This window comes from Caulobacter sp. FV2ps19 (assembly GCF_058681035.1).
Window position 1 is genome coordinate 2863161 of record NZ_CM178729.1, and the last position, 17721, is coordinate 2880881.

Sequence of the window (17721 nt, forward strand, 5' to 3'; positions counted from 1 at the left end):
GAATGGTCCCATGAACAATCTTCGCGCCCATAGCGCCGCGTTCGCCACCGGTGTGGCGCTCCTTTTCGGCTCCACCGCGTTGGTCGCGCCCTCGGCGGCTTTTGCCCAGGCGGTGCAAACCAGCGTCGTGCAGCGGATCGTCGTGCAAGGCAATGAGCGGATCGAGCAGGGCACGGTGACGTCCTATCTGCCGATCCAGCCGGGCGACACGGTGGACGCCGCGCGTCTCGACCTTGCCCTCAAGACCCTGGCGCGCACCGACCTCTTCGCCGATGTGAAGATCGAAATGCTGTCCGGCGATCTGATCGTAAAGGTCGTCGAAAACCCGATCATCAATCAGGTGGTCTTCGAGGGGAATTCGTCCCTGAAGGAAGACAAGCTGAAGGACGAGGTCCAGATCCGGCCGCGCGGCATCTTCACGCGCGCCAAGGTCCAGGCCGACGTTCAGCGCATCATCGAGCTTTATCGTCGCTCGGGTCGTATCTCGGCGACCGTGACCCCGAAAGTCGTCGAACTGCCGCAAAAGCGCGTCGATCTGGTGTTCGAGATCAACGAAGGCCCAAAGAGCGGCGTCCTGGGTATCAACTTCCTGGGCAATTCCGAGTTTTCGGACAACGACCTGCGCGACGTGATCGTGACCAAGGAGTCGCACTGGTACAAATTCCTGACCAGCAACGACAACTACGATCCCGACCGGATCGAGTACGACCGCGAGCAACTGCGCAAGCATTATCGCAACCGCGGCTTTTTCGATTTCCGCGTCGTCTCGTCCGTGGCTGAACTCTCGCCGGACAAGAACGGCTTCGCGGTCAGCTACACCCTGGATGAGGGTCCCAAGTACAAGTTCGGCAAGATTACGGTGGAAACCGAGCTGAAGAAGCTCGACGGCACATTGCTGGCCCAGATTCTGCCCGTCCGCACCGGTCAGCTCTATGAAGACGAACGCATCGAGCAGGCGACTGACGCCCTGACCTTCGCGGCGGGCGCGGCCGGCTTCGCGTTCGTGGACGTTCGACCGCGCTATGTGCCCAATCGCGAAACCAACACGGTCGATGTGGTCTTCCAGGTGCGTGAAGGGCCCCGCGTCTATGTTGATCGCATCGACATCGTCGGCAACACCCGGACGCTCGACTACGTCCTGCGTCGTGAGCTCGAAGTGGCCGAAGGCGACGCCTATAACCGCGTGCTGGTCGACCGCTCCAAGAACAACATCCGCCGCCTTGGTTTCTTCAAGGATGTCGACATCCAGGAAGTGCCCAGCGGCGCGCCCGACCGTACGGCCCTGCGGGTCAAGGTCGAGGAGCAGCCGACCGGCGAACTGTCGTTCAGCGCCGGCTACAGTTCGGTCGACAAGCTCGTGCTCGACGTCGGTATTACCGAGCGCAACTTCCGAGGCCGTGGTCAAAATGTGCGCGGTCGCGTTTCGGTGGGGTCGCTGCGTCAGCAAATCGACTTCGCCTTTACCGAGCCACGCTTCCTGAACCGCAATCTGGTCGCCGGCGTGGACGTCTACTCCTTCCGCTACGACCTCAGCGATTATGCGGCCTATGACACCCGGTCCGTCGGCGGCAACGTCCGGGTTGGCTTCCCGTTGACCCAGAACGCGTCGATGAGCCTGCGCTATACGCTGCGCCGGGACGAGGTCAGTGTGGCGGACAGCCTTTGCACCAGCGGCTCGGTCTCGCAGATCCTGTGTCTGCAGCGCGGCGCCTACATGACCTCGCTGGTCGGCTACGGCCTGCGGATCGACAAGCGCAATGATCCGATCCAGCCGACGCGGGGTTGGTTCGCCGACCTCAACCAGGATCTGGCGGGCTTCGGCGGCGACGTGAAGTACCTGAAGACCGAGACTGACGGCGGTTGGTACTGGGGCTTCAACAAGGACCTGATCTTCAGCGCCACCGGCTCGGCCGGCTATATCGAGGGCTGGGGCGGCGACACCATCCGGATCAACGACCGCTTCTACAAGGGCGGCACCAACTTCCGCGGCTTCGAGACGGCGGGTATCGGTCCGCGCGATATCTCGACCACCAGCAACTCGATGGGCGGCAAGCTCTATGCGATCGGCACGTTCGAGCTGACCGTTCCGACCTTCCTGCCCGAGCAGTACGGCATCAAGGCCGCTGTTTTCACCGACTTCGGTACGTTGGGCCAGCTCGACGACGCCGATCGCCAGTCTTCGACGGGTGTGTACGACTCCAACATTCGTGACGACCTTGCTCTCCGCGCTTCGGCGGGTATCAGCATCGACTGGAAGTCGCCGATGGGGCCGATCCGCTTCGACTTCAGCAAGATCCTCTCCAAGGAAGATTACGACCGGACCGAAACGTTCCGGTTCTCCACCTCCACAAGGTTCCAATGATCATGACCTCCAAGTTCCTGTTCGCGGCCGCCTCGAGCGTCGTTGCTATCGCGGTTTCGACCAGCGCCATGGCCCAAACGGCTCCCGCTGCTCCGGCCATTACGCACGGCGCGCCGATTGCCGGCGTCTGTATCTTCTCAAGCCAGCGCGCTGTCGGTTCCTCGGCCGTCGGCCAGGCCGTCGATGCGCGTCTGAAGATCATCATTCAGCAAGTGAACGCCGAACTGACCGGCGAACGCTCCGCGCTGGAAAATGAAGCCAAGGCGCTGGAGGCCAAGAGGGCCACGCTCGACCAGGGCGCGCTTGAGCAACAGGCCGCGGCCCTGCAGGTCAAGGGCAACGCCTGGCAGCGCAAGAGCCAGCTGCGCCAGAAGGAAGTTGAAGCGACCGAACAGAAGGCCCTGTCGCGCGTCTATCAAGAGCTCGACCCCGCCATCAAGCAAGTCTATCAACAACGGACGTGCGGCATGCTGGTCGACCGTGAATCGGTTCTACTGGCCAACCCGGCGATGGACATCACGGACGCCGTCGTTGTCGCGCTCGACGCGCGCATCAAGACTCTGACCTTCGATCGCGAACGTCTGGACCAAGCGACTCCTGGCGCTCAAGCTCTGACGCCGCCCAAGAAGTAGTCGGGTCGATCCGGGCCAGGAGCCCGGAACGCCTTTGAGAGGACAAGATGCCGGACCCCCGTTTTTTTGATGACCTGGGTCCGGCGTCACTCTCGGAGTTGGCGTCTGTCGGGGCGGCGACGCTTTACGATGCGGCCCTCGCGGATCGCACGATCCGGCATGTCGCGCCGCTTGATGCGGCCGATGCTCAAGCGATTTCGTTTTTTTCCGATCCGAAACGCCGTGACGCGGCGGCGACCACCCTGGCCGGCGCCTGTTTTGTGCGACCCGAGCATCGTGATCTGCTGGCTCCGACCTGTGCGGCTCTCCTGACCTCCCACCCGCAAGCCTCGTGGGCCGCCGCCGCGTCGCGATTGCACGCGCCGCGGCGACACGATCCCTCGGCTGCGGCGATCCATCCTGACTGCGTGCTGGAGGCCGGCGTTCTGCTGTCGCCCGGCGTGACGATCGGGCAGGGCGCGCGAATCGGCAGGGGCACGAGACTGGCTCCCGGCGCGGTGATCGGGCCCGGGGTCACGATCGGCCGCGACGGCCTGATCGGCGCCAACGCCGTGGTCGGTTTCGCCATCCTCGGGGATCGGGTCAGCCTGCACGCCGGGGCGGTGATCGGCGAAGCCGGCTTCGGGGCCGCGCCCAGCCCCAAGGGCATTGTCGACCTGCCGCAACTGGGCCGCGTCGTGATCCAGGATGGCGTGACGATCGGGGCCAATAGCTGCGTGGACCGGGGCGCTTTTGGCGATACGACGATCGGCGAGAACACCAAGATCGACAATCTTGTTCATGTCGCCCACAACGTCCGTCTAGGGCGCAATTGCGTGCTGGCGGCCTATACGGGTATTTCGGGCAGCACCATCGTCGGAGATGGTGTGGCGTTCGGCGGCAAGGCCGGGGTTGCAGATCATTTGACCATCGGTTCGGGGGCGAGCCTCGGCGCGTCAGCGTCGGTGTTCAAGAACGTGCCGGCGGGCGAAACATGGACAGGGTTTCCGGCGCGTCCGCTCAAGCGGTGGCTCCGAGAGACCGCATGGCTGTCACGCATGGCGGGCGGCCGGGTAACAAGGGGCTAAGTATGGGCCGAGACGTCGCCGAACCGGCGCAGTCCGCGATCGACATCGCCGAGATCCTCGCCAGGATCCCGCATCGTTACCCCTTCCTGCTGGTCGATCGGGCCGAGGACTATCGTCCGCACCAGTCGATCGTCGGCATCAAGTGCGTGACCGTCAACGAGCCGTACTTCCAGGGACACTTCCCGGGCAATCCTGTCATGCCGGGCGTCCTGATCATCGAGGCCATGGCGCAGACCGGCGCGATCCTGATGAGCAAGTCGCTCGAGGTCGACACCGAGGGCAAGACCATCTTCTTCATGTCGGTCGACAACGCCCGCTTCCGCAATCCCGTGCGTCCCGGCGACGTGCTGCGGATGGAGGTCGAGGTGACCCGCGCGCGGTCGAGCATCTTCAAGTTCAAGGGTCAGGCCAAGGTCGGCGACAAGCTCGCCGCCGAGGCCGAGTTCGCCGCCATGGTGGTGGAGACGCCCGTCAAATGACCTCAAGCATCCATCCCACCGCCATCGTCGCGCCCGGCGCGACGCTCGCTCCGGATGTCGAGATCGGTCCGTTCTGCATCGTCGGCGGTGACGCGACCCTCAAGGCCGGCGTTCGGCTGATGTCGCATGTGGTCATCGATGGGGCCACCACCCTGGGCGAGGGCTGCGTCGTGCACCCCTTCGCCAATCTCGGCGGGCCGCCCCAGCATCTGGGCCACAAGGGCGAGCGCACCGAACTGCTGATTGGCCCGCGCAACATCATCCGCGAGCACGTCACCATGCACACCGGCACCGCGTCCGGCCGGGGCGTGACCACCGTCGGGAGCGACGGGCTCTACATGGTCGGCTCGCACATCGCCCACGACTGCGTGGTCGGCGACCATGTGGTCATGGCCAAGGGCGCGACCCTGGGCGGTCATGTGGCCATTGGCGACTACGTGTTCATGGGCGGTCTGGCGGCGGCTCACCAGTTCACGCGGATCGGCCGTTACAGCTTCATCGGCGGCCTGGCCGCCGTGACCAAGGACGTCATTCCCTACGGGTCGGTGTGGGGCAACCACGCACACCTCGAAGGCCTCAACCTGGTGGGCCTGAAACGTCGCGGCTTCAGCCGCGAGACGATCAATGCGCTACGCGCCGCCTACCGCCTGCTGTTCGCTGATGAGGGCACCTTCCAGGAGCGCCTGGAAGACGTGGCCGAGCTTCACGCCGGCAATCCCGAGGTGATGGAAATTGTCGACTTCATCCGGGCGGACAATAATCGTCCGCTTTGCCTGCCCCAACGCGAGGTCTAGGCTCTGCCCATGCGTAAGCTCGGCTTGATCGCCGGCGGGGGCGCGCTCCCTGTCGAACTGGCGGCTCACTGCGAGTCGGCCGGACGTCCTTTCGCGGTGATGCGGCTGCGAAGCTTCGCCGATCCCGTCCTTGACCGCTATCGCGGCATCGAGGTGGGACTGGGGGAGTTTGGCAAGATCTTCAAGGCGCTTAAGGCCGAGGGCTGCGAGGTTGTCTGCTTCGCTGGGACCGTCAGTCGACCCGACTTTGCCGCCATCCTGCCCGACCTGCGCGGCGTCACGGTGATCCCGGCCCTGATCAAGGCCGCCCGTCAGGGCGATGACGCGCTGCTGCGCCGGGTGCTGGCCGAGTTCGAGAAGGAAGGCTTCGCCATTGAAGGCGCCCACGAAGTCGTCGGCGAACTCACCCTGCCGCCGGGGCCGCTGGGCGCGCACGCGCCGCGAGCCCAGGATCTCCCGGACATCGAGCGCGCGCTGCTGGTGGCGCGGGAAATCGGCAAGCTGGACGTCGGGCAGGGGGCGGTCGTCTGTGACGGCCTGGTGCTCGCCGTAGAGGCTCAGGAGGGCACCGACGCCATGCTGCGTCGGGTCTTCGAATTGCCCGAAGCCATTCGCGGCGCCGCCGATCGTCGACGCGGCGTCCTGGCCAAGGCCCCCAAGCCGATCCAGGACACCAAGGTGGATTTGCCCACCATCGGCGTGGCCACCCTGCAGCGCGCCGCCCGCGCGGGCCTGGCCGGCGTGGTCGGCGAGGCCGGCCGTCTGCTGGTCGTCGATCGCGAGGCGGTCATCGCCTGCGCCGATGAGCTGGGGCTGTTCGTTCTGGGCGTCGACGCTCAAGGTCAGCCATGACGCGGCCCCTGACCGTCATGCTGGTGGCGGCCGAGGCTTCAGGCGACGCTCTGGGCGCCGGCCTGGCCCGGGCTCTGAAGCAAAACCTGGGCGACCAGCCGGTGCGCTTTGTCGGCGTGGGCGGCGCCAAGATGGCCGTCGAGGGGATCGAAAGCCCGTTCGACATCGCCCAACTGTCGATCATCGGCATTGCGGAGAGCCTGAGGGCCTATCCGCGCGCCATGGCCCGCCTGAAGGACACCCTGGCGCTGGCGGAACGCGAACAGCCTGATGTCGCGGTCCTGATCGACTCCTGGGGTTTCAATATCCGGCTGGCCCAGGCCCTGCGCCGCCAGAACCCGGACCTGCGACTGGTGAAGTACGTGGCCCCTCAGGTGTGGGCCTATCGTCCGGGACGGGCCAAGGCCCTGGCCAAGGCCGTGGATCTGCTGCTGTCGATCCAGCCGATGGACAAACCCTATTTTGATCGCGTGGGCCTGAAGAACGTCTTTGTCGGCAATTCCGCCCTCGCCAAGGATTTCAGCCAGGCGAACCCGGCGCGGTTCCGCGCGGCGATCGGCCTCTCGGCGGACGAGCCGATCCTGTTGGTCCTGCCGGGCAGCCGGCCGTCCGAGATCGAGCGGGTCATGCCCGTCTTCGAGGACGCGGTTCGCAGGCTCAAGGCCTCTCGCCCAGATCTCGCCGTGGTCGTGCCCGCGGCCTCCACCGTGACCGAGGCCGTCAAGGCCCGGGTGGCCGGCTGGCCCTTCCGTGCGCATGTGATCGAGGACGAGGCGCTCAAGGACGACGCCATGGTCGCCGGAACCGTGGCCCTGGCATGCAGCGGCACCGTGACCACCGAACTGGCTCTGGCGGGCTGCCCCATGGTGGTCGGCTACCGAACCGGCGCGATCACCTACGGCCTGCTGAAAATCCTGTTCAAGCCGCGCTGGGTGACCTTGCTCAATATCGCCGCAGAGACCGGTGTCGTGCCCGAATATCTGCAGGGCGATCTCGATGGCGAGGCGCTGGCCCAGGCCATCACCCTGCGTCTTGATGATCCTGCATTGCGCGCAAAGCAGGTCTCGCAGCAAACCGCCGCTCTGGGGCTGATGGGCCGCGGCCTGGCCGATCCGTCAACGGCCGCCGCCCAAGCCCTCCTGGTGTTCCTGGGTCGGTCCGACGCGGCTGGACCGGGTGAGCGTCGAAAGCGCGGGCGTCCCCCCGGCTTTTAGCTCTCCTCGTCGAGAGGGGCGAGGCGCAACGCCCGAGCCGCGCGCTGCGCTTGAAGCTGGACGCCTAGTGGAACTAGCGCTCATTCTGTGCTGACGACCTGAGTGATTCGGTCCACGCCATCACGCTTGCGGCCCGCGTCACCAGCACGATCTATTGAGAGAGGCGATCTTCGCGACCCAGGCGGTTGGAGGCTGTTCATTGCCCATCGATCCGGTAGCGCCCATTACGCCGATCCTGCCGTCTTCTGCGGTAGGCCACGCCTCTGATCCGGCCACAGCCCTGGCGGCGCTGGCGCGGGCCCAGGCCGTGCTCGCCAGCAACACCTCGGTTCTGAACGCTCTGGCCGGAACGACCCAGGCCGAGATCTCCACGGGCGCAAGCAGCACCCCGGGACCCGATCAACACACAAAGGCCGAGCGTTCCGTGCCCGATCGCCTGGCCGAGGCTGTGCGCTCGACCGCCGCCCAGGCCGCGCCCCTCCAGTCGGGACTGGCCCCGATCATGGCTGATTTGGAGGCTCTCGACACCCGGCTGGAGCTCCCGGCATCCGTGCAGCAGGCGGCCAGAGCGGTTCTGGACAAGGCCATTCCGATTGATCAGCCCCTGACGGCGCAGGGCCTGCGCGCCGCGCTCAATGGGTCGGGCGTCCTGCTTGAGGCCCATCTCGCGCGCGCGGTTGCAGGAAACAGACATCCCGCCGCGGCCGCTCCACCGCCGGCGGCCGGCGACATGAAGGCGGCGCTCCTGGTCTTTCGCGCGGTTGTCGCAACCTGGCTGGCCAAGACGCCCGCCGCGACGCTCCCCCCATCGCCCGGGACACAAGCCGCCGAGAACACGGTCGCCCCGCCGCCGAACCTGCCGCCTCGAGGCGGCTATCCCGCGCTGCCCAAGCTTCCTGATCTGCCCCAGCTTCAACCCGATCAGGGACAAACTGGGAAGGATGTCATCAGGGCCGCCTCTGCGGCCGCGGTCGGCGCCGGATCTGAGGCCGAAGCTGTAGCTGGTCCGCAGAACGATGCAGGCCTCGACGTCGAGGCGGACACGCTAGCCGCATCGACCCGCCCACAGCCCGCGGCGCCGCTCGCAACCGGCGCGCCCGTTTCCCGGCCTGAGGTTTCAACGCTTCCAGAAGACGACCCCGCGCTTCCAACAGCCGCGACGCCGCCAGGCGAACCGTCCGAGCCGCTTCCAGCGACTGAACTCAAGACCGCAGCGCCCGCCGTGGCCCGCCCGCCGACAGCGCCGGAACGTCCGTTCCTGATGGTCGGACTGATCGAGGACGAAGTGATCGACCCGTTGCCGCGACCCACCGGTCGCGATGACGCCGTCGATCGGGGCGTGGGGTCACCTCTGGTCGCGGCAAGGTCCCAATCGCCCGCAAAGCCGCCGCCGCCCTATCCGGGTGGTCCCATGGCGGCGCAGGCTGCGGCGACCTCTGATCTGCCTGAAGGCCTTCCCGAGGCGGACCTCGCGCGTCGCCTGCTGAAGGGGACCAATGGCGCCATCGCGCGCCAGGAACTGTTGCAGATCGCCTCCCTGCCGGAGCGACACGCCGAGGCTGAACGGGTCAGCGACGCCAAAAGCCCGCGTTGGGTGTTCGACCTGCCGTTCCAGACCCCCCAGGGCGTCGCCGTCGCCCAGTTCGAAGTCAGTCGCGATGGCGGCGGCGGCGGGGCGGGGGGCGATCACGAGATCGAGCGCACCTGGCGCGCGCGCTTTTCCCTCGACGTCGAGCCTCTGGGACCGGTCCACGTTCAGATCGCGCTAACAGGGCCTGTCGCCCGCGTGGGCCTGTGGGCCGAGCGGCCGGACGCAGTGGCGCGCCTGCAGGCCGGCGAGGAGGCCCTGGGCGGAGCCTTGCGCGAGGCCGAGTTGTCACCTGAGGTCGCCATCCACGCCGGTGCGCCGGCCATCGCGCCGATCGCGGTGGGACGCTTCCTGGACCGTGAATCATGACCGGGATCGTTGGCGACGGAGGACGACGCGGCAGGATCGCCGTCGCCCTGCACTATGACGGCGTCGACGCGCCCCGGGTCGTGGCCTCAGGCCAGGGCTGGATCGGCGAAAAGATCATCGAGACCGCGCGGGAACACGGTGTGCCGATCGAGGAAAACCCGGCCCTGGCCCAGGCCCTGTCGACGATCGAGATCGACGAAGAGATCCCAGAGGCCCTTTACCGCGCCATCGCCGAGATCCTGAGCTTCCTGCTCAAGCCCTGACAAAGAAAAAGCCCCGTCGTAAGACGGGGCTTTTCCAGATCAAGGCCGCTTCGGTGAGGACCGAGCCGTCGGCTCAGCCGCGCTTTTCCACCGGGGTGTAGTCGCGGTGCGTTTCGCCCGTATAGAGCTGACGCGGGCGACCGATCTTGCGGGTGGGATCCTCGAACATTTCCTTCCACTGGCTGATCCAGCCGACGGTGCGGGCCAGAGCGAACAGCACGGTGAACATGTTCGTCGGGAAGCCCATCGCGCGCAGGGTGATGCCCGAATAGAAATCGATGTTCGGATAGAGCTTGCGATCGATGAAGTAGGGGTCGCTGAGGGCCACCTTCTCCAGCTCCATCGCCACGTGCAGCAGCGGGTCGTTGATGCCCAGTTGCTCGAGCACCTCGTAGCAGGTCTTCTGCATCACCTTGGCGCGCGGATCGAAGTTCTTGTACACGCGGTGGCCAAAGCCCATCAGCTTGTACTTCTTGTCCTTCACGCCCTGGACGAAGGCGGGGATGTTCTCGACCGTGCCGATTTCCTCGAGCATTTCGAGGGCTTCCTGGTTGGCGCCGCCATGCGACGGGCCCCACAGGCAGGCGATGCCGGCGGCGATACAGGCGAACGGGTGCGCGCCCGACGAACCGGCCAGACGGACGGTCGAGGTCGAGGCGTTCTGCTCGTGATCGGCGTGCAGGATGAAGATGCGGTCCATGGCGCGGGTCAGGACGGGGTTGGGCGCCCAGTCCTCGGCCGGCACGGCGAAGCACATCCGCAGGAAGTTTTCCGAATAGGACAGGTCGTTGCGCGGCGACACGAACGGCTGGCCGATCGTGTACTTGTAGGCGCGGGCGGCGATCGTCGGCATCTTGGCGATCAGGCGATGGGCGCTGATCTCGCGCTCGCGCGCGTCATCGACATTGATGCTGTCCGAATAGAAGGCCGACAGGGCGCCGACGGCGCCGGTCATCACCGCCATCGGGTGGGCGTCGCGGCGGAAGCCCTGGAAGAACTGGTCGAACTGGGCGTGCAACATCGTGTGATAGGTGATGTTGTGTTCGAACTTGGCGAGTTCATCGGCCGTCGGCAGTTCGCCGTTCAGCAGAAGGTGGCAGACTTCCAGGAAGCTCGACTTCTCGGCCAGTTGGTCGATCGGATAGCCGCGGTGCAGCAAAACGCCGGCGTCGCCGTCGATATAGGTGATCTTGCTTTCGCAGGAGGCGGTCGAGGTGAAGCCCGGATCGAAGGTGAAGTGATCGCTTTCGCCGTAGAACTTGCGGACGTCGACGACGTCCGGCCCCGTGGTGCCCTTGAGGATCGGCAGATCGTAGGTTTTATCGCCGATCGTCAGTGTGGCCTTATCGGTCATGCGGGAGACCCCTTCATGGATGGAATAAGTAGTCCGAATTTCATTTCGCGGCTGCGTTATAGAGCCTCATGCGCGCGTAGCTAGCGCATCGTCAAGACGGCCCAGGCTCTCGTCGCGTCCCAGGGCCGCCATGATCTTGTTCAGGTCGGGCGCCTGGGCGCCGCCGGTCAGCACGCCGCGCAGCGACGGGCCAAACTTGCCAAAGCCGACGCCTTCTGATTCCGCGAAGGATTTCAACAGGTCGCCGAGCTCGCCGACAGACCAGACCGGAGTCTGGGCCAGACGATCACGCAAGCGGGTCAGGCGCTCGACCGTCTCTTCGTTCAGCTGCTTGAGGGTCTTTTCCTCAAGCTGAAGCGGTCGCATTTTGAGGGCGAAAGCACAGTGTTCGGCCAGTTCGAGGATGGTCTTGGCGCCTTCCTTGACCTGCGGAACGACCGCCAGCAGGCGAGCAGCGGCGTCCGAGGGCAGGCTGGCCTCCTGGGCGATCAGGGCCTTGAGGACCAGGTCGGCCAGACGGGCGTCATCGGCCAGGCGCAGGTGCTGGCTGTTGATGTGATTGAGCTTGGCCCAGTCCAGGCGAGCGGGCGCCTTGACCACGTCCTTGACGTCAAACCAGTCGATCGCCTGGGCGTCGCTGAACACCTCGTCGTCGCCATGGCCCCAGCCCAGCCGGGCCAGATAGTTGCGCAGGCCTTCGGGCAGATAGCCCATATCGGCGAACTCGCCGACCGCCTGGGCGCCGTGGCGCTTGGACAGTTTGGCGCCGTCGGGACCATGGATCAGGGGGATGTGGCCGAAGGCCGGCAGGTCCCAGTCCATCGCCTGATAGATCAGGGTCTGGCGGGCGGCGTTGTTGAGATGGTCGTCGCCGCGAATCACGTGGGTGACGCCCATGTCGTGGTCATCGACGACGACAGCGAGGTTATAGGTCGGGGCGCCGTCGGCGCGCAGCAGCACCAGGTCGTCCAGATCGGTGTTCTTGAACGTCACCGGACCCTTGACCAGGTCATCGACCAGGGTCTCGCCGTCGGCCGGGCCCTTGAAGCGGATCACGTGCGGCGCCGAGGGATCGGCCGGCGGCGGCGCGTCTCGCCAGGGCGAGCGAATGGCGTGGCCTTCGGCGCGCGCCTTCTCGCGGGCGACTTCCAGTTCCTCGACCGTCATCCAGCAGCGATAGGCGCGGCCGCGCTCCAGCAGTTGCTGGACAACCTCGGCGTGGCGCGGGGCGCGAGTGTGCTGGAACACCGGCTCCTCGTCGGATTTCAGGCCCAGCCAGTCCAGGCCCTCGAAGATCGCGGCGACGGCGGGCTCGGTCGAGCGCTCGCGATCGGTGTCCTCGACGCGAAGAAGGAACTTTCCACCCGTATGCCGTGCATATAACCAGTTGAACAACGCCGTGCGGGCGCCGCCGATATGCAGGAAGCCGGTGGGCGAGGGGGCGAAGCGCGTGACCACGCCACGGTCGGTGGAGGAGGGGTTCGACATCGAACTCAATACTGAAAGGCTGGACGCCGCCGAGACGGCAGGAATCGCGCAGCGGGGCGCGGCTTGGGCGGGGCGTCTTAGCACGACGGTTCGCGCATGGCCTAGCCCGGCGACGATGTGGCGCACGGCGCACGCCGAGCTTGACGTCAATCTCGAGCGCTGGGTGCTCTGGAGCCCGGTCGCGTTCGGGCTGGGCGCGGCCGGCTATCTGAACGCCGCGATGGAACCGCCGTTGTGGGGCCTGGCCCTGCTGACCGGCGCCTGCGCAGCGGCCTGGGCGCTCGTCCGGCGTTCATCCCACCGGTCCCTCGTCGTTGGCGTGGCTTTGCTGACCTTCGCGGTCGCGGGCGCGCTGACGGCGAAAATTCGGAGTGATCGCGTCGCCGCGCCGGTGATCGCCGGTGAGCGCGCCCCGCGTCGGGTCGAGGGCTTCGTGGTCGATGTGGTCAGTCCAGGCGCCAGCGGTCCCCGGGTTCTGATCGCCCCGGTTCAGATCGGAGGGGGCGAGCCTATCGATACCCCGCACCGGATCCGGGTCACGGTCGACGCCGAGACGCTGCCCCGGCCGGGCGACGCGGTGCGCCTGCGGGCCATTCTGGGACCGCCCCCGCCGCCGGCAGCGCCGGGTTCCTATGATTTCGCCCGCGACGCCTGGTTCAATGCCGTGGGGGCGGTCGGATTCACCCTGGGCGACATCCGGCCCCTCCGGCTTGAGCCGCCGCCCTGGCGGCTGCGGGTCGCCATGGCCGTCAACGCCTTTCGCTGGCGGCTGGCCGAACGGATCGTCGCCCATATGGGCCCCAGCAGCGGCGGCATCGGCGCAGCCATGGTGACCGGCCACGAAGCCTGGATCACGCCGCAGCAGACCGACGCCATGCGAGCTTCGGGGCTGGCCCATATCCTGTCGATTTCGGGCCTGCACATGGCCATCGTCGGCGGCTTTGTGTTCGGCCTGACGCGGCTGGTCGTCGCCGCCTGGCCGTGGCTGGCCCTGCGGGCGCCGGGCAAGAAGATCGCCGCCGTCGCCGGCCTGATCGCCGTGACGGTCTATCTGATCATCTCGGGCGCGCCGCCGCCGGCCGAGCGCGCGGCGATCACCGCCAGCGTCGCTTTCGCCGCCATCCTGTTCGACCGTCAGGCGGTGACCCTGCATGGCCTGGCCGTGGCGGCGCTGATCATCCTGGCGCTGCAGCCCGAGGCCGCCGGCGCGCCGGGCTTCCAGATGTCGTTCGCCGCGACCACGGCCCTGATCGCCCTGGCCGAGGCCTGGCCCCGGCCGGTGCGCGAGATCTCCGTGCCCTGGCCCATCCGCGCCATTCAGGCCGCAAGCGGCTGGCTGGCGGTGAGTATCGGGGCCAGCTTCGTCGCCGGTCTGGCGACGGGCCCTTTCGCCATGCAGCACTTTAACCGCGTCGCCCTGTGGGGCCTGCCGGCCAATCTGATCGTCGCGCCGCTGTCGTCCTTCGTGATCATGCCGTTCCTGGCCCTGGGCGCGGTTCTGGAGGGCCTGGGATGGGGCGAGCCGTTCCTGCGCATTGCGGGCTGGGGCGTCGACGCCATGCAGGCCGTCGCCCGACGCTTCGAAGCGCTGGGCGGTCAGGCCGTGGTCGCCAGCGCGCCGGGCTTCACCCTGGTCATCGCTGTTCTGGGCCTGATGATGCTGTGCCTGTGGAAGGGGCGGCTGCGCTGGCTGGGCGCGCCCCTGGCCTGCGCCGTCGCCCTGTGGCCCCGGCCGCCGGCGGGGAACCTGTGGATCGCGGCGGACGGCTCGACGGCGGCGGTCCGGCAAGGCGGCGCGGCGCTTTTGCTGCGCCCCGACACCCGGCGATTCGGCGCCGAACTGTGGGCCCGGCGGCGCGGCCTGGCGATCGCCGAGACCCGGGACTTCGACTGCGCCGCCTATGTCTGCACGCCGGGCGTACGGGCCCCGGTCCGACTGGCCCTGTCCTGGAGCCGCAAAGACCTCGCCCCGCAAGCCCTGGACGCGCTGTGCCGCGACGCCGAGATCATCGTTCTGCGCGGCGAGGCGCAAGGCGACCCGCCCGAAACCTGCCGGGACCGGATCGTCCTGACGGGCGCGGATTTCGCCGCCGGCGGCGCGGCGGAGCTCTATCGCCGCGAGGATGGTTGGTGGATTGTCTGGGCTCAACCGCTGCGCGGCCGCCGGCCGTGGTCGACGCCGCACTGACACCCTGCTGCCACTCTCTGTCACAACGGTCGCCTATGGCTGGCGAGACCTTGGAGGCCCTTATGTCATCGATCGATTTCACCGCCCGTCGCGCCGCTTTCCGCGCCCTGCATGTCGACGGCTGCTTCACCCTGCCCAATCCCTGGGATGCCGGAAGCGCCAGGCGGCTGCAGACCCTGGGCTTCAAGGCTCTGGCCTCGACCAGCGCCGGCGCGGCCTGGGCCCTGGGCCAGGATGACGGCGGCCTGAGCCGCGACCAGGTTCTGGAGCATCTGCGGATGCTGTGCGCCGCCACCGACCTGCCGGTGAACGCCGATTTCGAGGCCGGCTTCGCCGACGAACCGCACGGCGTCGCCGCCAATGTCGCCCTCGCCATTGACACCGGCGTGGCGGGCCTGTCGATCGAGGATCGGGTCGGGCGCGACCTCTATGAGCTCGACCTGGCCGTGGAGCGGATCAAGGCGGCGCGGGCGGCCATCGACGCCAGCGGCCAGGACGTGGTGCTGGTGGGGCGCACCGAAGGCTTCCTGATCGGCCGCAAGGACCTCTCGCCGACCATCGATCGCCTGGTCGCCTATGCCGAGGCGGGCGCCGATTGCCTCTATGCGCCCGGCGTCATCGCGGTGTCCGAGGTGGCCCAGATCGTCAGGGCCGTCAGCCCCAGGCCCGTCAACGTGCTGATGGCCTGGCCCGGCCAGTCCGTCGCGCCCCTGGCCGACATCGGGGTGCGTCGCGTCAGCGTGGGCGCCGCTCTGGCCGGCGCGGCCTGGGCGGGTTTCGATATCGCCGCCAAGATGTTGGCCGAGCGGGGAAAACTACCCTAGATTGACAGATCGTCGCCGCCTGCGGCCTTGTCAATCGCGGCGACGATATTCTCGGGGGCTTCGGCCCCGATGACCGCAACCTTCCCGCCAAAGATCACATAGGGCACGCCCGTGACGCCGCCCTGCACCGCCATCGTGTGCTCGCGGGTCACGGAGTCCCGGTCAGCGCCTTCCGACAGGAGCTGCAGCACGATCAGGCGATCCATGCCGGCGGCCTCCGCGATATCGGCCAGGACCATCGGGTCGCCGATATCGCGGCCTTGGGTAAAATAGGCGGCGAACAGCGCCTCGACGACGGCGTCCTGCACCCGTGCGGTCAAAGCCCAGCGGATCAGGCGGTGCGCGGCGTTTGTGTTAGGAGATTTCTCTATCGCTTCGAAATCAAAGACAATTCCATCCTCAGCGCCGCCCGTGACCAGGGCGTCGTGCACCGCTTTGAGGCGCTCTGGATCCTTGAACTTCGAGGCTAAATAGGCTTTGCGATCAACGCCTTCTTCGGGAAGGTTCGGATCCAGCTGGTAGGGCCGCCAGATCAGCGAGATGTCCAGATCCGGCCGCAAGGCCTGGGCCGCCTTCACCCGTCGCCAGCCCAGATAGCACCAGGGGCAGACCACATCGGCGACCACGTCCACGATCATCGGCTGGCGCATCGCGGGTCTCAGCTGGCTTCGCGTTGCATCGCGCGGGCCGCGGCCCGTTCCAGCGCCTTGACGGCGCCTTCGCCCCCCTCGATCTGGGCCACGCCGATATCGAATTCGCAGACGAACGGCGGGCGGTCCTCGCCGGCGTCAAAAGCGGTGCAGCCGATCACGGCCGCGATCCGTTCGGCGGCGGCTCGAGCGGCGTTCTGGTTGGTGGCGGGCAGGGCGAGGGCGAACACCTCCGGCGCCAGGCGGGCGGCGGTGTCTTCCACACGGACCAGCCGACCGACCATCGAGCCGATCTGGGGAATGGCCCGGTCCAGCCAGCCGTTCTGACGCGCCCAGACGGTTTCGGGCTTGTCAGCCACGCGCAGCACACAGATCGACAGCGGACGGGATCGCTCCCGCGCCGCGCCCGTCAGGCGCGCCAGGTGGGCGGCGAACAGGTCGCGGGTGAACAGGCCGGTGGCGGCGTCCATCAGGCCGGAGCTGCGGGCCTTTTCCAGGGCGCCGCGAATGGATTCGCCGCGCCGGTAATTGCGGGCCAGCTCGATCACCCGTCGCGCGGTCTCGACCTCGGGCGTCTCGGGCGAAGCCACGTCGGAGACGCCCCGATGGAAGGCCTCCGACATGGTCACATAGCTCTCGGCCTTCAGATACAGCATGGCCGGGATGTGGAAGAGGCGGGTGTTGCGGCGCATGCCCGCCGCGATCGACAGCGCTTCCTGCTGGTTGTCGCCGGCCCACAGCACCACGGAATCGAAGGCCCGTTCGTGCAGATAGTCGAAGGCCGTATAGGCGGTGAAGGCGCCCACCACCTCGGCGCCGCTGCGCTTGAGGGCGTTGGACAGGGCCAGGAACTGCGGCGCGGGCTCGCCCACGGCCAGGATGCGGAACGGCGAGGGCTGGGGTTCGGGCAGATCCATCCGGCGGCCGCGCTCGCCGAAGGTTTCGAGCCGCAGCTCGAATTCCTCTTCGGCGATGGCGGTGCGCACCAGCGATTCCAGGCGTAGCGCCGCCTGGGAGGGATGGAGCGGCGGCGAAAGGGTCAGGTCGAAGGCCTGGCTCTGTTGGCCGTCGTCCAGTTCGCCGATGGCGATGACGGGCAGGCGTCGCGGCGCCACCGCCGCCTTCAGCCGGCGGGCCAGGGACTGGGTGTCGGGACCGGCGCTGGCCAGATCGACGATCACGGCCTCGATCGGCAGGTCGCCCAGCGCCGCCAGCGCCGCATAGGGCCCCCGCGCGGTGATGGTTCGCCAGCCAAGGCGATCCAGCCCCTCGGCCAGGGGGCCGGCGCGCAGATCATCGCGCGCCACAATCAGGATCCGGGCGTCAACCGCCACACTTACCTCCGACCCAAACCCCGCTGAACGCCGGCCGCAATCGACCGTCGAGATTCGAGCCTGCAACATAGCAGAGGCTCGGGCCGGAGATAGGGAAGGAACGCCGCAGCGTCCGATTGTCGTCAGGGGCCTGCGAAACGCTCGCCTGACGCCGGGCACGGGCATAGACGGCCCTCTATCCCCGTCGATTCCGGATCAAACCCTAACCCAATCAACGCTCTAAAACTTTCTCGCGCGAACTTATCCCCGGCGTTCAAACCGCC

General features: G+C 67.3%; 15 protein-coding genes. 11 read left to right on the top strand and 4 right to left on the bottom strand.

Annotated elements, in window-relative coordinates; all coding sequences use genetic code 11:
- The first annotated feature begins 10 nt into the window (after window positions 1-10).
- The 9 genes from bamA to ACW18B_RS13660 all read left to right on the top strand — a co-directional run bounded on the left by bamA (window position 11) and on the right by ACW18B_RS13660 (window position 9620).
- The gene (gene bamA / locus ACW18B_RS13620; RefSeq protein ID WP_492047570.1) at window positions 11-2362 is read left to right on the top strand and encodes an outer membrane protein assembly factor BamA; all 2352 of its coding nucleotides are present in this window, start codon (window positions 11-13) and stop codon (window positions 2360-2362) included.
- Between the two features lie 2 nt (window positions 2363-2364).
- A complete protein-coding gene (locus ACW18B_RS13625) occupies window positions 2365-2994 on the top strand; it encodes an OmpH/Skp family outer membrane protein (RefSeq protein ID WP_492051720.1) in 630 nt (209 codons plus the stop codon).
- A gap of 47 nt (window positions 2995-3041) precedes the next feature.
- A complete protein-coding gene (gene lpxD, locus ACW18B_RS13630) occupies window positions 3042-4061 on the top strand; it encodes a UDP-3-O-(3-hydroxymyristoyl)glucosamine N-acyltransferase (RefSeq protein WP_492047571.1) in 1020 nt (339 codons plus the stop codon).
- Between the two features lie 2 nt (window positions 4062-4063).
- Window positions 4064-4540, top strand: coding sequence for a 3-hydroxyacyl-ACP dehydratase FabZ (gene fabZ, locus ACW18B_RS13635; RefSeq protein WP_492047572.1), 477 nt, complete (start codon window positions 4064-4066; stop codon window positions 4538-4540).
- Entirely contained in the window at window positions 4537-5334 is a 798-nt protein-coding gene (gene lpxA / locus ACW18B_RS13640; protein WP_492047573.1) for an acyl-ACP--UDP-N-acetylglucosamine O-acyltransferase, read from the top strand. Before fabZ ends, lpxA begins: the two co-directional genes overlap by 4 nt.
- 9 nt (window positions 5335-5343) lie before the next feature.
- Window positions 5344-6186 carry a UDP-2,3-diacylglucosamine diphosphatase gene (lpxI, locus tag ACW18B_RS13645; protein ID WP_492047574.1) on the top strand — a complete coding sequence of 281 codons (843 nt, stop codon included), beginning with the start codon at window positions 5344-5346 and terminating at the stop codon, window positions 6184-6186.
- Window positions 6183-7400, top strand: coding sequence for a lipid-A-disaccharide synthase (gene lpxB / locus ACW18B_RS13650; protein ID WP_492047575.1), 1218 nt, complete (start codon window positions 6183-6185; stop codon window positions 7398-7400). The genes lpxI and lpxB overlap by 4 nt, the downstream gene beginning before the upstream one ends.
- 199 nt (window positions 7401-7599) lie before the next feature.
- Window positions 7600-9357 carry a flagellar hook-length control protein FliK gene (fliK, locus tag ACW18B_RS13655; RefSeq protein WP_492047576.1) on the top strand — a complete coding sequence of 586 codons (1758 nt, stop codon included), beginning with the start codon at window positions 7600-7602 and terminating at the stop codon, window positions 9355-9357.
- Entirely contained in the window at window positions 9354-9620 is a 267-nt protein-coding gene (locus ACW18B_RS13660; protein ID WP_492047577.1) for an EscU/YscU/HrcU family type III secretion system export apparatus switch protein, read from the top strand. Before fliK ends, ACW18B_RS13660 begins: the two co-directional genes overlap by 4 nt.
- Window positions 9621-9693: 73 nt before the next feature.
- Here ACW18B_RS13660 and gltA read toward each other — a convergent pair whose 3' ends face one another.
- The gene (gene gltA, locus ACW18B_RS13665) at window positions 9694-10974 is read right to left on the bottom strand and encodes a citrate synthase (protein ID WP_492047578.1); all 1281 of its coding nucleotides are present in this window, start codon (window positions 10972-10974) and stop codon (window positions 9694-9696) included.
- A 66-nt stretch (window positions 10975-11040) separates the two neighbouring features.
- Window positions 11041-12462 (bottom strand): glutamate--tRNA ligase, encoded by a 1422-nt coding sequence (gene gltX / locus ACW18B_RS13670; protein ID WP_492047579.1) that lies wholly within the window; start codon window positions 12460-12462, stop codon window positions 11041-11043.
- 115 nt (window positions 12463-12577) lie between these two features.
- On the opposite strand from gltX, the gene ACW18B_RS13675 reads away from it, so the two are divergent.
- Complete coding sequence (locus tag ACW18B_RS13675) at window positions 12578-14650, top strand: ComEC/Rec2 family competence protein (protein WP_492051721.1); 2073 nt, start codon at window positions 12578-12580, stop codon at window positions 14648-14650.
- A 62-nt stretch (window positions 14651-14712) separates the two neighbouring features.
- Window positions 14713-15474, top strand: coding sequence for an isocitrate lyase/PEP mutase family protein (locus ACW18B_RS13680; protein WP_492047580.1), 762 nt, complete (start codon window positions 14713-14715; stop codon window positions 15472-15474).
- Here ACW18B_RS13680 and ACW18B_RS13685 read toward each other — a convergent pair.
- Window positions 15471-16124, bottom strand: a complete 654-nt coding sequence (locus tag ACW18B_RS13685) for a DsbA family oxidoreductase (protein ID WP_492047581.1) — start codon at window positions 16122-16124, stop codon at window positions 15471-15473. The genes ACW18B_RS13680 and ACW18B_RS13685 overlap by 4 nt on opposite strands.
- An 8-nt stretch (window positions 16125-16132) precedes the next feature.
- Window positions 16133-17458: a diguanylate cyclase domain-containing protein gene (locus ACW18B_RS13690; RefSeq protein ID WP_492047582.1), complete on the bottom strand. Its 1326-nt coding sequence runs from the start codon at window positions 17456-17458 to the stop codon at window positions 16133-16135.
- Window positions 17459-17721: the final 263 nt, after the last annotated feature.